Source organism: Coprococcus intestinalis, assembly GCF_023656595.1.
Taxonomy (GTDB): domain Bacteria; phylum Bacillota; class Clostridia; order Lachnospirales; family Lachnospiraceae; genus Coprococcus_A; species Coprococcus_A intestinihominis.
Map to the genome: position 1 here is coordinate 61,765 of NZ_JAMOKJ010000015.1, position 17,072 is coordinate 78,836.

Here is a 17,072-nt window from a genome sequence, read left to right on the forward strand (position 1 = left end):
TTCGAATGTATTCACCTCCGAATGTCTTCATCTCGGTCTTTTTGCTGCCAGATAGTATTTTCTTCCCCGGTTTTCGCCTTCGGCCCTGAGATAACCTCTGTCCACCAGCCCATTTAGCAGGCTTCTGGCAGCTGTCGTCCCCACATGGACGATTTCCCTGGCAGCCGCATTCGTCAGCCAGTCATGTGTTTCCAGATAGGTCAGAATCATTTTTTCATTCTTATTAAAATCAACATCCGCTGGTTGTATTGATTTAATCCTGCCGCCGAACACCCATACTGTCACACCGCCTTTGTCCAACTGCCATGAAACATCCGATACTTTCTGAAGTCCGTTTCCTATGCCATCTGTACAGCCCATATAATAAAGAATGCGGGCAATCAGAGGATTTCGCGGCACCGGCCTCTGTTCTCTGCTCGTAAAATCTTCCACTTCATATCCCTCCGGAAAGGCCCCCGGATTAAATATCTCGATATGATCCGCAAAAATCAACACTTCATTGCATTGGGTACTGTTGAAATCTCTATGTACAAAAGCATTGATGAGCAATTCATGCAGTATTTTCTCTGAATACCCCTCTGTTCGTTCTAAAATAAAACGCTCAGCTGCCCGAATTACCTGCAAAATCGCACCTTGCGCGCGCTGCGACTCCGTAATCTTATGTCTTGTTCCATCCTTACAAACAGCCATCTGCAGTTCACACAGACCCGGTTCGTCAAAGAAAACAGCTGCACCTTTTTTCAGATACCCCTGTCTCGTCATAAGCATCTGACGCAATGCTTTGGAATTTTCTCCGTCAGCTGCAGCAATCCGCCCAAAATCCTGAATCTGATGTATCATATTTTCAATCTCATTACTGCCTGTATCTGCTGCTGTCCACTCGGAAGGCTGTTCCTCCCATGAGATACTATCCGTTTTTTCTGCCAGACGTACCTGATTCACATGCATAGCTTTCTCCCCTTTCTCTCCATATAAAATCTGCTTTTACCGCGCTTGTGCACGCCAATCATCTTCCTTTTTCTTCCAGTCTCCGATAGCAGCCTCCGCTAAGGCAATCTGTGCCGCTATCCAGTCCTTATCCACATGTCGGCCATAAACCGCTGTCAAATGATACCCGACACATCCCGTACCATCATCCAGATAAAAACTTCCCCAGGCTTCCTGATTTAAGGCCATACATGTTTCCAGGGTATCCGGAATCTGTTCTTCCGAAATAGGTGTTGATAATACTGTTGATATTGTCATCATCATCTCTGCAGATCGGATGGTAATATGATACCTCTGGGATTGACCTTCCCGATGCCATTCACAGCAGACCCCCATACATTCCGAATCTGCCATGTAAGGAATAGTATAAGTATCTAATACCGCCATCAACTTTTCTTCCATTTCACAGACCATCAAAAATTTGTCTTCCACAGAATAGCCGATCTTTCCGGCCGCCTGCGGCAGCCATTGACTTCCTATGATCTTTTCGGTCTGATTCAGAAATGCCACCCATTGACAGATTTTCGCCATTTCTTCTTCCAGATACCGTCCCAGTGCATCCGTTATTGTCGTCTCTCTGATATCTGCGCCTGTGACATACTGAATTTTTAAATATATTTTTCCGGAATCCGGTTCAACCATCAACTGACCGGGAATGTTTTGTATATTGTAATAATTAGCACCTGCAATCGCCTCCGGAATTCGTTCCCATTCCAGCTTTTCATCCGGTATACCTCTCAGCTCCAGAAAATGGCCGTTGACTTCCGTCTGAGTCATCCATTCAATTCCTATCTCATGCATCACACATTTATCCTTTAAATCCGTATCTACCGTACCGTATATTTATCCTTTGATTCCAACAGTTCTCTGATTTTCCTGCCGTCCATATGGTTTTCCAAAATCAACACTTCCGCCAGCAAATCAACACTTTCTTTATTATTCTTAATCTGTGCCACTGTCTCACCCAGCATCTGCCGTAATATGGCATTCACTCTTTCACGGAGCCTGCTTTCCACGTCACTGCATACAGCATCCTTTTCCCGAATCACGGCCATTCCGAAGGTGTCATCCATTCCCCACTGGCCAATCATCTTCTCAGCCAGCTGTGTTGCTACTTTCAGATCATCCGCTGCCCCGGATGATGCTCCGTTTTCCTTGCCGTAAAAGACAATTTCTGTAGCTCTCCCGGCAAGGGCTTCCCGAATCCGTTCATAAACCTGTTTCCTGGTGAGATTATATGCTCGGCGTTCATTCTCCTGCAGCATATAACCGCCAAAACTTTTATTGCCCATCACCGTCAGATAAGCCGGTGTGTGTTGATTCTGCCAGCATATAAAGGCATGTCCTGCCTCATGTCTGGCAATCCGCTTTAATTCTTCCTCCGAACAAAGTGCCTCTGTCTGACCATCATCAAAAGAAGCAAAAGCCTCATCCAGTATGTCATCAGTGACTTTCTCAAAATGCTGCTGCGCTGCACAGCGCATGGCATATCCGAGAATCAGTTTGATGCGTGACAATGTCATTCCGGCACTTCCGGCTGCAATTCTGTCGGCTTCTTCATCACTGAAGGCCAGCGCCGGGCTCTTCTCCCTGCGCTGCTTCAGGAACCGCAAACGTTCCTCCCTGTTTGGCAGGTCCACCAGAATTTTTCTGTCAAAACGTCGAAGCAATGCGGAATCCAGTGAAAATCTGTCTTTGCCCTCCACATCAAAATTCGTCGCTGCCAGCACAAAAACCTGGCTTTCCCCTGTTGTCTTAAATCCACTCATCTCCGTCAACAGCGCATTCAGTATATCCGCCCGGCTGTTGCTGTCACCTGCGCTCTGTCGATTCTTGCCAATGGCATCAATTTCATCAATAAACAAAATCGTCGGCGCATATTTGCGTGCTGTCCTGAAAAGTACATGAATGGCCTCCGGTCCTTCACCCACATATTTTTTCAAAAACTGACTGCCCTCCGCAGACATAAATGTCATATCCGCTTCTGTCGCCATGGCCTTGGCCAGCATGGTCTTACCGGTTCCCGGTAAGCCATGAAGCAGTACCCCCTTCGGCGGATGAAAGCCTTTCTCTATGTACTGCTGCGGATGCTTCATATAATCAATGAAAAAACGCAGTTCCTCTTTGGCATCCTCTGCACCTATAATCTCATCAAAAGTCACATTCGGCCGTTCCGTCTCAGCAAGAATACGCCCGGAATCAACACCTTCTACTGCATAGCGGAGTTGAAAATCTGTCAAAACGACTTCCGCAGATGTCCCATCCTCTGCTAACCGCCGCTTGCTGCTATAATCCACAACCTGATGATATCTGGTCAATCGCCGCACAGACTTCTCCATATCCGCCGTCATCTGAAATAAATTTCTGACTTCCAATGCAGCATCCTTAAAATCAACACTGAAATAGATTTTCTGAAGTCTGTCGATTTGCCCCTGACCTATCCCGAAGGCAACCTGCTGAAACAGTTCATAAATTTCCTCACTCAGAAACTTCTCCCCACGTCCGCTGATGGTTCGTGCATCTGCCATACCGCCCTCGGCAAAAATCAACGCTTTGCTGATATTGTCATCCAGATGTACCTGTATCTGAAATTGCTGTTCTAAATCGGAGACACATTTCTTCAGTCGGTACTCCAAAATCTGCTTCAGATAGCGCACTTCCATCCGATTAAACAAAATGACATTCCCGGATGCGAACCTTGAACATAATGCTGCCGGAAAAATCGGACTGCCGCTTTTTGCATCACACTCCGTACGCAAAGCCTGCATCACAGTCCGCTTCGGCACGCTGTCCAGAGAGGTGTTCCGTGCATCATCATAAATAGAACTGCCTGCATTGGTGGTCAGGATAATCATGGTCTGATCAAAGAAAACCTCCTGGTCCGTACAGCTATCACGCAGCCGTCCCGCATCCAGTATCTGCAGGAATAAATGCAGAACATTCATATGTGCTTTCTCTATCTCATCAAAAATCAGGACACATCTCGGATGCTTTCTCACGAATCCCGTTACATTGCCTTCCTTGCTTCCTTTATAAACGCCATCTGCCCCGGAGAATTCAATGACTGCATCCTTATCCGCATATTCACTCATATCAAATCGGGCAAAAGGACATTGCAGTGCTTCCGCCACTGTCTCCGCCAGAAAAGTTTTGCCGACACCCGGTGCACCGACAAACAAAAAAGAGGCCGCGGGTTTTCGCCTGGATGGGTCTGTCATCGACAATAATTTTGCCTGAAAATACCCTGTTACAAAGGTACTGACTGCATGCTCCTGTCCGTAGACCTTATCCAGAAGTGCCTTCTCAAGTTCTCCCGCCTCTATCGTCAGCTCACAAAGTGTTGATAACTTACTCCCATTCCGATCAGGCGTATCGGACATTCCCGCACACTTTGTCGTATCATTCTTACTATCTGCAGAACTCTCCGGCATCTCATTCTCAAATGTCCTTCTCGTCTTCCAGTCCAAAAAAATCTTCTCATAATCCATTGTTTTCCCGCACCGTCCCTCTTGTTGATTCTCACACAGCAATGGCCGTATCAATATACAAATGTATCAATCAACATCCGTTTATTCTTATCTTTTATTTTAGCAGACTAAACGATATTTTCCAACGTAGAAAGACATTTTATGCCTGCAAAAAAACAATATCATAGAGCAGAATATTAGCAGTATTTTTAAGTCTCTCGGACCATTCAAAAAGAAGCCATACACTAACTACTTAATGCACAGCTTCTCTCTATTCCTAATGACGCCATAATAGGCTTTCTCGATCATATTTCCCGCATCATCCGTTACAACCAGCTCTACTGTCAGAGATGAACCGTAAAGGCCATCGGTTTCTGCATCTATAAAAAGAAATTTTGTCTGCATTTTACACTCCCGTTCCCAGAATATTATACAGCCATTGCAGCATCCCACTCCACCCATGGTCCGCTACAATCGCAATGATATTGACAATTACATCTATTATGACAATCGCCCCAATTGCAATCCACAGCTGCCACCAGGCATCTCTGTTCCCCTGGCTTGCATTTGTTGCCTCATACAAGCTTTCCAGAAGACGCATCATGTAAATATCCGGGCTTCTGATCTCCCATTCTACATAATCTCTGAAAATAATCTGCCGGTTTATCACCCGAGAATTTCCCCGCAGCAGACTGAAATTAAACAGCTTATAGCGGCGTCCGACATTATTGACATTGTTGGCCGCATACCCGCTGTTGTGCATATGCCGACTGTATCCCGATTCATCTGCAAGACCACGGTAAATAATACTCTGTATGATATGATGATAGCTCAGCGGCAGCGCCAGCTCCTCTGAAAGTGTATGCCTGATTTTTAACTGCACCCCTCACAACCCCTTTATTATTTCTATCTGGCTTTATTCACATTTTCACTCAAATTTTTATATGGTTTTCAATATATTTTCAAGCTTTCCAAATCCATTCTTATGAACATCCTCAATAATCTGAATCCCCATATCCCTAGCACGCTCAAGGAAATATTTTCTACTTTTGGCAGCCTTTCCCATGTCTGTCGCCACCAGCACTTTCCTGGCATATTCACTGCCAAACTGTTCCGCCACTGTATTTAGTTTGTACAGCTCATCACCTGGAATTATACCGTTCTTGCAGGAGATAAACACCGGTACAACACCTTTCATCAAAATAACATCGATTTCATTTTCAGTATCCACCAGGCCGTCTTTATTGTTGTGAACAACACCGTCCCAGTCAATCATAACGCCGGTTCGCACATCGTTAAAATACGGCGTGCCGTCTGATTTCTTCATATTCTTCGCTGTCAGCAGCGTCACAAGCTCCAACAATGTTCCTGCCTTTGTCAGGCACAGCTTCACCTGCTCATTCTTAAATCTGAACTGCAGCATCTCATCATCTCTGCCGAATCCCAGAATCATGCCTGCTTCTGTCAGCGGCCCAAATATGCCATCCAGATTCAAAGTATTGTCCCGGGCCCTGAGACAGGTATGGACATCTTCCATATTGGCACATAACTGCAAATCATCATCTATCACACTGTTAAATGTCATCATTTCTGCCAGCATGGTAATCTGATAATTCCACAGGGCACAATTTCTTCGGCAAATTTCCCACATGGCAAACACATCTGCGGTAAATTCTTCATCCAGAACCCACGGATAGGTACAGCCTGCCCGCTGGGTATCCGTCACAATACTGCCGCCGTGCAGGATTATATTCTGTTCCACAGTCAGGCTTGGAATTTCTGATGAAAAAACACGTCCATCCATATCACAGTCATAGACAACACCGGTCCGGATATTATACTGGTGCAGCTTAATACCTTTGTCTTTATGTCGTTCATAAACGATGCCAATGGCCACCATAGCCAGTTCATCCCCGCCAGTCAAATCGAAATGGCAGTCCGGATAATCCATGACAATTTTCTCCAATGCAGTTACAATATTCCCCAGATCATGCGGAATCACACTGCAGTAGTCAATCTGCGTTGTATCATTGCCGCCAGAAGCCAGAAACTTCTCGTAGGCTTTGCCATTCTTCCGGATGATTTTGGACTGTCCCACAAGAATCACCTTGTCCGGATGACTTGTCAATGTACTGATCATATTGTCAATGGGGGTCTCACTAAAAAACTCTATCACAACCATATTTCTTCCCTCTCCATCCATATTTTTCATGCGTTATTGCGCTAAAATATACTATCTTCAGTATACCATACATACTAATAGCAGGTCATTTTTTTATATATATTTTATTAAAAAAGTTATTTAAATTCGACATTTTTTATTAATATTGTATCTTTAATAATTTTCACTTTACTTATATTATCTGTAGTCAGATGGAATTTTCCTCAGAGTTTCCGAAAAAAATCGTAACTGTTCAGAGCTAACCGGATATTCAAATATCAGCGGAATATCACGCACAACCATGGGATAACACCTGTCATGAAAAATAACGGTTTCGTTTTTCTTCAAATGCAGCAGCCGGGACGGGGAGAGTAACGGCCGATGATATTCATTGCAGCCTGCCAGTTCCGAGATATACTTTAAAAACGACATTTCTCTTGAATGGAGATAAATCAGATTGCCGCAGTTATCCAATACCGTCTGACTGGCATTCAAACCATATTTTTCTATCATCTGGGAATAGGACTGGATAACCAGGTGGAACCGGATATTTCGGCTTCTTGCAGCTGTCAGCATGGAAATCAAATCCGGCAGAATCGGCATATTACAAAATTCCTCAAGTATAAAATTCACCCGGCGCGGCAATATGTCCTGATAGTCTGACGCCGTTTCCAGCAACGCCTGATAGCACTGGGTAACAAATAACGTAGCCAGGAAATGAAAAGTTGTCTTCTCATCCGGTACAATAAGAAAAACAGCCGTTTTTCGAAGTCCTATCTGACCCAGTTCAAAGGTAGACTCGGATAACATATCAGTTAATGCCGGTGAGGCCTTGAAAAGACGCACCAACTGGTCAAAGGTTGATAAAATACAGGAACGAGTATTGGAGGCCGTCAATTCCATATAGCCTGCCAGATTCTGATAAATTTCGCCAGTCTTTGGCAGCTCCTGATAAATCGTATCCAAATCGCCATTTTCCATTCTTTCGTAACGCCATTTCAGAAGGTTCTTCATATTCAGATTTTCGCCTATTTTTTGCATGAGGCAACATAAGCCAAGAGCCAGCTGACCCGCACTCTCATTCCAATATCTGTCCTTGTCTGATTTTGATCTGGAATTAAATAACGTCTCCATCAGGTCATTTAATTCCAGAATCGCCTTCTGCTCACCGGATTTTCCCTGAGCAAAGGATTTTTCCACACATCCCATAGGATTCCACTTGTCCGGTGAATCCTGAGGTCTGCGCAGATCAATGATAGGCATAGCATATCCGGCTTCCGACAAAAAGCCTTTTGTTTTTCTAACCAGCTCTCCCTTCGGGTCTACAATCACCATGGATTCTCCTGCCTTTGCACAGGAATAAATCAACGGGAGGACAAAACGCAGTGTCTTCATGGAGCCTGTATCTCCCACAATAAGACTGTGCACCTCACTCGGATCAACATAGGCCATGTCCGATTCCCTGAAAAGAATCGGACCGCCCTTGGGTATCCGCCGTGAATCATTGATATGAAATCCATATAAATCACGCTTCATTTCATCTTCTGATGCCATTCTGGCATCCTGATATCTAAGACCATCTTCAAACATCTGTATTTCTCCCTATTCTTTAGCCTGTTCTTTTACCCTGCATCGACTTCTGTTCTCTATCCTGAATTTACGCCAGACTTCCTTCCTGAATTTATCCCAATCCTTTCCCGTTTTCGTCATCACTGCTCCGACACAAAACCAATGGTTCTGGCAGCTTCTCTTTTCTGAATTCCCGGCATCAGACCGATATCCCTGGCTCTGATGACTTTGCTCCTGCCATTTTGCATGCACTGTTCAAAATAAATCTGCCTGAAAAGCTGCTCGACAACGATGATATTTTCTGTCTCTGATTCACTTCTCTCTTTTAGCTTTTCTGCCAACAGTTGCTCAGCTTCTGCCTGAACACGCCAGCTTTCCTTTTCTGCCATCGTCACAAAATGTTTTACACACTGTTCAACAGATGGTGTCTGAGAATAGGCTCTCATCCACACCCCATATCGAACAAACTCAGCAAATAAGGCGTCATCCTTTTCCTGATTCTGACCGGCCGGAACAAGCAGTATAAAGCAGATATCTGAATGTTCTGCGATATACTCCAGAAACACTCTCAGAGACGAATTATAGCCGCTTCTTCCCCATTCTTCTGCCAGCTCAACCACAATGGTGCCAATGTAAGTATCATAACAGTCTCTGGCAATACTGTAGCTGTCGCAGAGATGCTGAATGAAAGCACCGGCGCCCTGCCAGTCCTCATAATAAGGCATTTTGATGGTAAAAGTCCGCACTAATCCTTTAAAAGGAAGCATTTCCTGCCGATCAATCACCTCGGCAATTTTTAATCCCAGTCGCTCCATCGCCGAAGTCGAATGCCCGATAATATAAAAATCTGGGCGCGGCCCTTTCAGCTGCTTCACTCGTCTGATAATTGCTTCTTCATTTTTTCTATACTTCGACATACCGCTTCACCTTTCATAGATTAAAACACATAATCACGACTTTTGACGTTCTATCATTTATATCTGCTGGTGATTGGAATTTTCCTCACAAATTTCGTACAAAAACAAAAAAGAATCTTTCCATCCTTTTCGGACTTTCATCCGATGGATAAAAAAGATTCTTTGTTTATTATCTGTCATCAAGTTCATATTTCCTCAAAACCCATAAAAAATAACCCGGGTATTCATATCATCATGACCGATAGAATAACCCGGATTATTCCGTTTCCTTGTTAAATGCCTTATCGCTGGTACAAGTTCCAGGAAGGCTTCCTATATTTGCAACTTCTATTATTCTGCACTGTTACACAGGCGGCTGGCTCCGCACCGCATCCACAAAAAGCATCGTCAGTCCCATGTAAACTGCCAGGGCCAGCCCAAACACAGACAGCAGTACAATGATAATTATACAAAGGATTTTTCTCTGCTGCAGTCCCCGCACTGCCAAAATAATTCCTGCAATAATCAGAATCAACAGTACTGCTGCCATACCAAACGTCATGCACTTATCTCCTTTCTCAGCCCCACCATCTATTCTTTATTATTTTCTCAACTTCCCTATTCCATCAGATAGTAATTTCCTTCTTCATCCCAAAGAAAAACATCTCCGTCCCCTGCAAAGACCTGATGTGACACACCATCATACATCGTAGACTCTGCATAATAAATATCCGCTGCATCTGCATCCTGTGTCAATGTACCACAATCCATCTCCGCCGGCTCAGCACCTGGCGCACGCTGATAATAACTCCAGTTTCCAGAAGCATCCATAACGATATACGTTTCCGCTGAAAGGTCACCGTCATAATACCAGATACCCTCAAAATGACTGAAATCATTTTCTAAATTAATGCTAGTTTCTTCCTGCGCATTTTCACCCCAATCAACGGAAGGGTCATAGGGTTCATCAGAAATCCATCCTCCAGGATAGACCTTATTATCCGCTTCATAATAGGCAAGTCCATCATCGCCAATCTTATACTCATCCCCCAAAAAGTACTCATTTACGCCGTCATTGTACCACAGCCATGTATCAGAACCATTGCCATAGTAGAATTTTGCTTTTTCAAGGTCTGTATAAGCCGCAATGTCACCGTCTCTGTAGAAGACACCGTCAAAATGTCCATCATCGCTGTATCGGCCAGGATACTGACCGGACAAAGTAAAACTGTTGCCGTCTTCACTTGCACAGAGATAAGCACGGTCTTCATTGTCGTAAAGATAAAGCCCCATTCCCTCACCCTCGTCACCAAGGGTTCCGTCCATGGAATAATCCGGTGAAGAAGCTGTATATATCATGTTCGCCGTGTCAATAACAATGGTTTCACCCACTGCATTCTGCCACATGCCGTCCCAGTTATTTGCCTCCCATTCTGCAAGTTTTGCCGTATCATCCCGTTTGAAAGTATTGCGGTGAATGTTAAGTCCATCACCGTCACCATTCTGATTCGGCATCAGCACACCGTCACTACGCAAAACAAAATCATACATGAAACCGTTGAATGTCATCGTCGGCTTGCCATCTTCCGGGGACTCCGACATTTCACCACGTCCGCCGACCCCATAATAGGAACGATAGATATAATATCCGCCCTCACTGTCAAAATACAGCTTCGTGCCGCCATTAATGCTCCACATGCCATCGAGGGACGCTGCGTCTGTCACCAATTCCTCACTGTCACCCTCTACATTTTCCGTTTCCTCCGATGATGCCGCTATACTGTCAGAACTTCCGCAGGCAGCAAGACTCAGACACATCACCATTGCAAACATAAAGGCCCCATACTTTTTCCATTTTTTCATCACACTTTCCTCCTCACATTACTTTTGATAATTTGCATCACTATTTTTGTTCTGTCATAACCAGCATTTCTCCTTTCTTCTGCTTCCCCCACCTGCACATCTCCCTGTTCCGGATTAAATTCATACCAATAAAGCGTATCTCTTTGAATTTTGATATAAGTCAGGCTGTTCCTGTTTCCGTCAGGATACCAATACCCCTCGGCAACCGTATTATCACTATTATCCGACACAATGATTTCATGTTCCTGCACACGCATCTCCTCAATAGAACTGTATCCCAGCTGCTTTGCCGGATTGTCCATCAACATAAAACGCATACTGAAAGTTTCTTTTATTATTCACCACGTGAAAAATCCACCGTACATACATTGTACGATGGATTTTATGCAATACCTATTCCCCAATGGTTAGTTTTTCTTGTCAAGACTGAAAATTCATATCCTACACCTCCTAATCATTCAGCACTTCCTGTATCTCCTGTTTATTCAGGTGTGTCTTTTCCATCAACGTATCCACCAGTTGTGCCATCTTATCTGCATTTTCTTTGATAATCGCAACCGACAAATTAAGCTGTTCCTGAATAATGGCATTGACCTTTTGTTCAATGCTCTGTGAAACCGTCTCAGACACTTCATTCTGCATGACGATTCCGGCGGCAATTTCATGGTACATGCCATAATTGCAGATCATTTTTCGTGCAATGGCGGTTGCTGTCTCAAGATCGGAGGATGGGCCTGTGGACAGTCCCTCTTCTTCGCCGTAATAAGCCAGTTCTGCTGCCCGGCCGCCCAAAGAAACAGCAATCTGACGAAGCAGTTCTTTTTTTGTATAAACGCCCTTACCTTCGGCTACACTGTACATCATGTATCCGCCGTGGTTGTCCCGGGCCGCCACTGTCAGGTAAGACGGTTCTTCTCCGAAATAATTGCACACAACGGCATGCCCCGCTTCATGGCGGGCTGTTTTAATAAGATCAGCACGATTCCAATGTTTTTCTTCGCCATGATTATACTTTTCAAAAGCCTCATCCATCATGCTGTCTGACACTTCTGCGCCGCTGCGAATGGCTTCACGGATGGCTGCATTCACTGCACCCTCAAGCAATGCCGAACTCATGCCGATCGAACGTTCTGCCAGATTCTGCAGCATATCATCACTGATCCTGAGTATCTGATGCTTATTGCGAAGCATCTTCAACAGCTGAATCCTGCCCGCTCTGTCTGGCAAATCAATGCAGATACTCCGGTCAAACCGCCGAACCAGCGCCGAATCCAATGCGCCTGTACTGCCGTTATTGCCGCCAAGATTGGTGGCGGCCATCACAAGCACCGGCTTTTTAACTGATGTTTTGAAGCCATCCATCTCCGTCAACAGTGCATTCAGGATTTCCTGTCTGCCGTCATGAAAAGCTTCCTCCGTTCTTCTGCGGCCAATGGCATCAATTTCATCGATAAACAAAATCGCCGGCGCATATTTTCTTGCAATCGAAAATATTCTATGCACGGCCTGCGGTCCCTCCCCAACCCATTTGCTGATAAACTGATCAGCCGAAGCTGTCAGGAAGGTTACATCGGATTCCGCCGCTATCACCTTGGCCAGAGAAGTCTTTCCGGTTCCCGGAGGTCCGTAGAGCAAAATACCCTTTGGTGCTGCGGCACCTTTCTTCAGAAAGCTTTTGGCATCTTTCAGATAGGACTGAAAATACTGCAATTCTGATTTTACATCCTCCGACACCACAATATCCGACCAGTGAATATCCGGTTTTTCTTCTGCCGATAAAACGTCTTTCTGATCATCCGCATCTACCGCCGTCGCCAGATGCAGATCAAAAATCTTGATGGTGCCAATGGTGCCGTCTTCACTTAAGGACTGGGCTGTTTCATAATTCAATACCTGATGCCTAAATGCAAGGGTATCCAATGCCTTCTGCTGCCACAGCTGCATCTGAAGCTGGTCAAGCGTTGCTTCACAGGCATTCCTGTCCGAAAATGAGATATGTAAAATGTCCTCGGCTCCTTTCCCCAGAAATGAGAGTACTTCTTCACGATTATATTGATAATTATCTGTTTCCCAGATAAAAACCGGCAGTTCCGGTTCATACTGCTGCAAAACCTCCCAGCATTTTTTGCCCTCTGAATGCACATCTCCCGCATTCAGATAAGACGTTTCCTCTGAACGTCCATGAAAATAATCAATGGCTGCAAAACTCAGTTCATGCTCCTGAAGAATCTGTTTCACTTCATCCAGATTCGATGCATACAGCATCCTGCCCTTTTCCTGCATCTGCTGTGCCTGCATCCGCGCTTCTTCACTGCCGAAAAACAGGAAAGTATTGTCCTCCGGCACATGATATAACTGCCGGATGATCGGTTCAGCCCGGTCAATATCCAGCTGCCATCGGATTTTCTGAATGCCGCCTGCTGCCATTGCTTTTCTGTCAGTTCCTGCCAGACGATAAAGTTCAAATAACTCTGCAGAGAAAAAGCGTTTGGCCGCTGCAGTCATATTTCTTGCATCACAATGTCCGCCCAGTGAAAAGAGAAGGGTTGTGGCCAGTGATTCAGCATCTTCCGACAAAATGGAAGCCTCCTGATAAAGAGACGCCTGCTGCTCCATCAGCTTTCTCGCTGCAATCGTCGAAAGCTGATGGGCCGTAAGATGATTAAACAGTAAAACATTTCCTGTGGCCAATCTGGAACAGATTGCCTGCGGAAAAACCGGTCTTCCGGTAACCGGATGACACTCTTTCTCCAGAGCATCCAGAATCACCTTTTTCGGTACATCCGAATAGTTGTGTTTTGTCGTATCCTGATACAGGGATTTGCCGGCATTGGTTGTGAAAATGATCACGGTTTCACCAAAAGCGATATTGGCTTCATATTTATTATCATACAGTGTACCGGCATCCAACACCTGCAGAAACAGATTGATAACTTTCGGATGTGCTTTCTCAATCTCATCAAAAATCAACATTGAAGATGGATGGTCATGCACAAAACCGGTTAATGCACCGGGTTTCGGTGACTTGAAATTTGCTCCGGCACCCGTTAATTCAGAAGCCGAAACATCGTCGGCATAACTGCTCATATCAAAGCGTTTCACAGGCAGCTCCAGGGCCTTTGCCGCTTCTGTCGCCAGATAAGTCTTTCCGACTCCGGGACTTCCCGCAAACAGGAAAATGGCTTTCGGTCTGCAGCGGTTCTTCTCCGTAAAGGCGGACAATTCTCCCTCAAAATAACCATTGGCAAATTCTGCGATAATATTGTCCTGCCCAATGACCTTCTGCATCAACTGTTCGCGGATTTGAACCGTCTTTGCTGCCAGCTGTTCCATCGTCGGTTTTTTCACGGAATGCTCTTTCTCTGCAGCTGCCTTAACCGGATGCTCTGTCTCTGTCATTGCCTTAATCGGCCGTTCCGTTCCCGCAGTCATCTTCTCCGAGTGCCCAGTCTCCCGAGCCGTCTTTACCTGCTTGCGGAGATACTGATACGCATCCACTGCAGAGCGTATGCTCATGTTCAGCCAGATACGGAATGCACAGAGCTGCTTCTCCTGCCCTGTCAGACTGTCTTCAGATTTCACAGGCGGCACCGCTGTTCCTTCTGGTTCATCCCTGGCAACAGCTCTCCGAAGCGCTTCATACTCCTGAATATCATAGGTTTTCCCCTCAAGTACATGGCTGTCTCTTCCTACTGAAACGATTGCACTGTACATAGCCCCCAGACCGACAGAATCGTTTTTTGACTCACACTGCTTTTTTGCTTCTTCAAATATCAATGTTAATAATTCTGTTTGCATCATGTTCCTCCTCATCTGTCATCACTGTATCAGGCTTCTCTTTCTCTTTTCATGCCCGCCGCTTGCCTATAGCGTAAAGCGGCGGGCTGCCGCGCGGCTCACCACGCCGTTTCGTAAATAACGATGTCCTAGGACCAGATAGCCTTGTTGATCATCGGGTACGCCTCATCTACGATAGATGCCATCCGCATCATCAGTTCCATCGTCACCTTTGCAGCGGTAGTCTCATCAACCAGTGCATCTGCCTCTGCATGGACATTCATTTCCTGTCCAATGCAGAATTTAACCCAGCGCATCTTGTTATTCAATTCATTGCAGCTCAGCAGTGCATTCGGGTACTGCTCTTCTGTCACACGTGTCACCTCAAAACATCTGAGGGCCACCGACTTTTCCGATGCATCAAAGAAAATCATGATCCGTATCCGGGTACTGTCCAGATTAAATCCCACTTCCACCAGATCATCCCCATCCTGAAGCGTTCTGATGTCTCTGTATTTAAGATCGCGTTCCTTCAGTTCATTGATAAATAATTCTGTTGTTTTAAGCATATGTCTACCTCCATTGTTCTTTGCAGCTGTTTTATTTCTGATGCTGCTATCATAACACATCTCTTTTTGATGGCTGTTACCACGGTGGCATATTTTTGCAATTAGTCCACATCGTGTAAATTGTATAAATGCAATGTCTTTCAAAAAAAGAAAAGCTCCAGTCATTACATATCCTATAAGACTGAAGCTCTTTTTGAATATCTGAATCATATCCGCAATCCGGCCTTCGCCGTACATCCATGCCCTTCACCTATATTCTGCCACCAGGAAGATAAGTCTGAGCTTCGGGGAGCGACCCCTCACTTCTTACCCCGGCTTTCGCCCAAGCCTGCACAGGAATGGCTACCTGCAAATTTCACCGTCCATTCAGATTTTTCCTCAACTGTTTCTGCCATACGGCTACTTTCACCGGCTACTTCCGTTATAGGCGGATTTCTCCACCATCAAAGCAGAGTGCATTATTGGCTTTACCTCTGTCATACCGGTTGCCACACTGATACCCCTTAGGCTTATTCCTGCACCGCAGGCGTCTATTGCTGCACCCGGAAGTTCCGTGCAATTAAGTGCGAACATCTCTGCGATATGCGTTTTCCTTGACAGTTTCCGTCTCCCCGGAATTCATCACTGAACCCCGACGGCCTCCCGAAGCAGGTATCCCTGCTCCGGTCAACCGGACCTCCTCACCATTTCGGCTCTTGGAAATTACCGCACACCTCGAAGCACTGGCGTACTTTATTCATCGAGTTGATTGCAGACATGATTCAAATATTCAAGTATAAAATTGTCAATTGTCAGCAGACCGGATGGAGCAAATACTCTGATACTCTGTATTTCATCGCTGTCCCCCGCTGACAAGAATCATTATAAACGCTGATGAAGTATTTGTCATTCAACCAGCGGTTTAAAACATCCCTTTACTTATTGGGCCCGCCGTATTGCCGGCAGACCCGCTGCCGCCTATGACCAGATGGCTTTATTGATGACGGGATAAGCATCATCAATGATGGACGCCATTCTCAGCACTAGGTTCATGGTAACTTTTCCGGCATTGCTATCATCAATAACAGCTAAATTCCATTATTTTTATTCTGCTTCTATAATATCTGCTCGCTGTCCGAAAAAACTCAGACAATGAAGATTTTTATTCAAGCTCTCTTGATGTATCTATCATAGCATTTTCCGTCTCCGAATCTATTCCCGTAACGGCAGATTTTTACAATTAATACACAATGCATAAACGCAACAAAAAAATAAAAACCCGAACTATTCATATCTGTCTAACTGACATCAATTGCTCAGGTTTACGCTCTTTTTCATCCACATTTATTACAGTGTATAGAGCACATTGCTCACTCATAGGTACGGTTCAACGAAACTTATATTTTTGTGGCTGAAGAATTCTTCAAATAGGTTTCAATCTCTCATAGGTACGGTTCAACCTACACCACTCTCAACACTAAATTTTGGAGAAGACAATGAGTTTCAATCTCTCATAGGTACGGTTCAACACACATTTTTAGGAGGAGATTTTATGACACTCACTATCATGTTTCAATCTCTCATAGGTACGGTTCAACAACAGTGTTTACTGCGTTTTCTGTTTTCATTATACCCCATTTTCCCTGTTTTTCAATCTTTTTCTCCAAAAAAGTCGGTCAACCTCTTCATAGTAAATTCCTGCAAAGCCTTGGCTTAACAGTGATAAGGAACTAATTTACTTATCAACTGTTAGCTGACGGTTTCCGGGGTGCATACGGACAAATCCCGTCTGATTTCTAACAGG

Annotated in this window: 13 protein-coding genes; all 13 read right to left on the reverse strand. The window is 44.9% G+C overall.

Annotation, left to right across the window (positions count from 1 at the left end; all coding sequences use genetic code 11):
* Positions 1 to 27: 27 nt before the first annotated feature.
* On the reverse strand, positions 28 to 948 hold the full coding sequence (locus tag NBH03_RS11720; protein WP_250799691.1) for an ATP-binding protein: 921 nt from the start codon (positions 946 to 948) through the stop codon (positions 28 to 30).
* Positions 949 to 984: 36 nt separating this feature from the next.
* Positions 985 to 1,788 carry a YbjN domain-containing protein gene (locus NBH03_RS11725; RefSeq protein ID WP_250799692.1) on the reverse strand — a complete coding sequence of 268 codons (804 nt, stop codon included), beginning with the start codon at positions 1,786 to 1,788 and terminating at the stop codon, positions 985 to 987.
* A gap of 26 nt (positions 1,789 to 1,814) precedes the next feature.
* Positions 1,815 to 4,475: an AAA family ATPase gene (locus NBH03_RS11730; RefSeq protein ID WP_250799693.1), complete on the reverse strand. Its 2,661-nt coding sequence runs from the start codon at positions 4,473 to 4,475 to the stop codon at positions 1,815 to 1,817.
* Positions 4,476 to 4,703: 228 nt separating this feature from the next.
* On the reverse strand, positions 4,704 to 4,859 hold the full coding sequence (locus NBH03_RS11735) for a hypothetical protein (protein ID WP_250799694.1): 156 nt from the start codon (positions 4,857 to 4,859) through the stop codon (positions 4,704 to 4,706).
* Position 4,860: 1 nt separating this feature from the next.
* On the reverse strand, positions 4,861 to 5,337 hold the full coding sequence (locus NBH03_RS11740) for a hypothetical protein (RefSeq protein WP_250799695.1): 477 nt from the start codon (positions 5,335 to 5,337) through the stop codon (positions 4,861 to 4,863).
* Between the two features lie 57 nt (positions 5,338 to 5,394).
* Positions 5,395 to 6,636 carry a PDDEXK family nuclease gene (locus tag NBH03_RS11745; RefSeq protein ID WP_250799696.1) on the reverse strand — a complete coding sequence of 414 codons (1,242 nt, stop codon included), beginning with the start codon at positions 6,634 to 6,636 and terminating at the stop codon, positions 5,395 to 5,397.
* Positions 6,637 to 6,813: 177 nt separating this feature from the next.
* Positions 6,814 to 8,205 (reverse strand): VirD4-like conjugal transfer protein, CD1115 family, encoded by a 1,392-nt coding sequence (locus tag NBH03_RS11750; protein WP_250799697.1) that lies wholly within the window; start codon positions 8,203 to 8,205, stop codon positions 6,814 to 6,816.
* Positions 8,206 to 8,324: 119 nt separating this feature from the next.
* The gene (locus NBH03_RS11755; RefSeq protein WP_250799698.1) at positions 8,325 to 9,101 is read right to left on the reverse strand and encodes a hypothetical protein; all 777 of its coding nucleotides are present in this window, start codon (positions 9,099 to 9,101) and stop codon (positions 8,325 to 8,327) included.
* 343 nt (positions 9,102 to 9,444) lie between these two features.
* Positions 9,445 to 9,642, reverse strand: a complete 198-nt coding sequence (locus tag NBH03_RS11760) for a hypothetical protein (protein ID WP_015513162.1) — start codon at positions 9,640 to 9,642, stop codon at positions 9,445 to 9,447.
* A gap of 56 nt (positions 9,643 to 9,698) precedes the next feature.
* Positions 9,699 to 10,943, reverse strand: a complete 1,245-nt coding sequence (locus tag NBH03_RS11765) for a hypothetical protein (protein ID WP_250799699.1) — start codon at positions 10,941 to 10,943, stop codon at positions 9,699 to 9,701.
* On the reverse strand, positions 10,943 to 11,260 hold the full coding sequence (locus tag NBH03_RS11770) for a hypothetical protein (protein ID WP_250799700.1): 318 nt from the start codon (positions 11,258 to 11,260) through the stop codon (positions 10,943 to 10,945). The genes NBH03_RS11765 and NBH03_RS11770 overlap by 1 nt, the downstream gene beginning before the upstream one ends.
* A 133-nt stretch (positions 11,261 to 11,393) precedes the next feature.
* On the reverse strand, positions 11,394 to 14,744 hold the full coding sequence (locus tag NBH03_RS11775; protein ID WP_250799701.1) for an AAA family ATPase: 3,351 nt from the start codon (positions 14,742 to 14,744) through the stop codon (positions 11,394 to 11,396).
* Positions 14,745 to 14,869: 125 nt separating this feature from the next.
* Entirely contained in the window at positions 14,870 to 15,289 is a 420-nt protein-coding gene (locus tag NBH03_RS11780; RefSeq protein ID WP_250799702.1) for a YbjN domain-containing protein, read from the reverse strand.
* Positions 15,290 to 17,072: the final 1,783 nt, after the last annotated feature.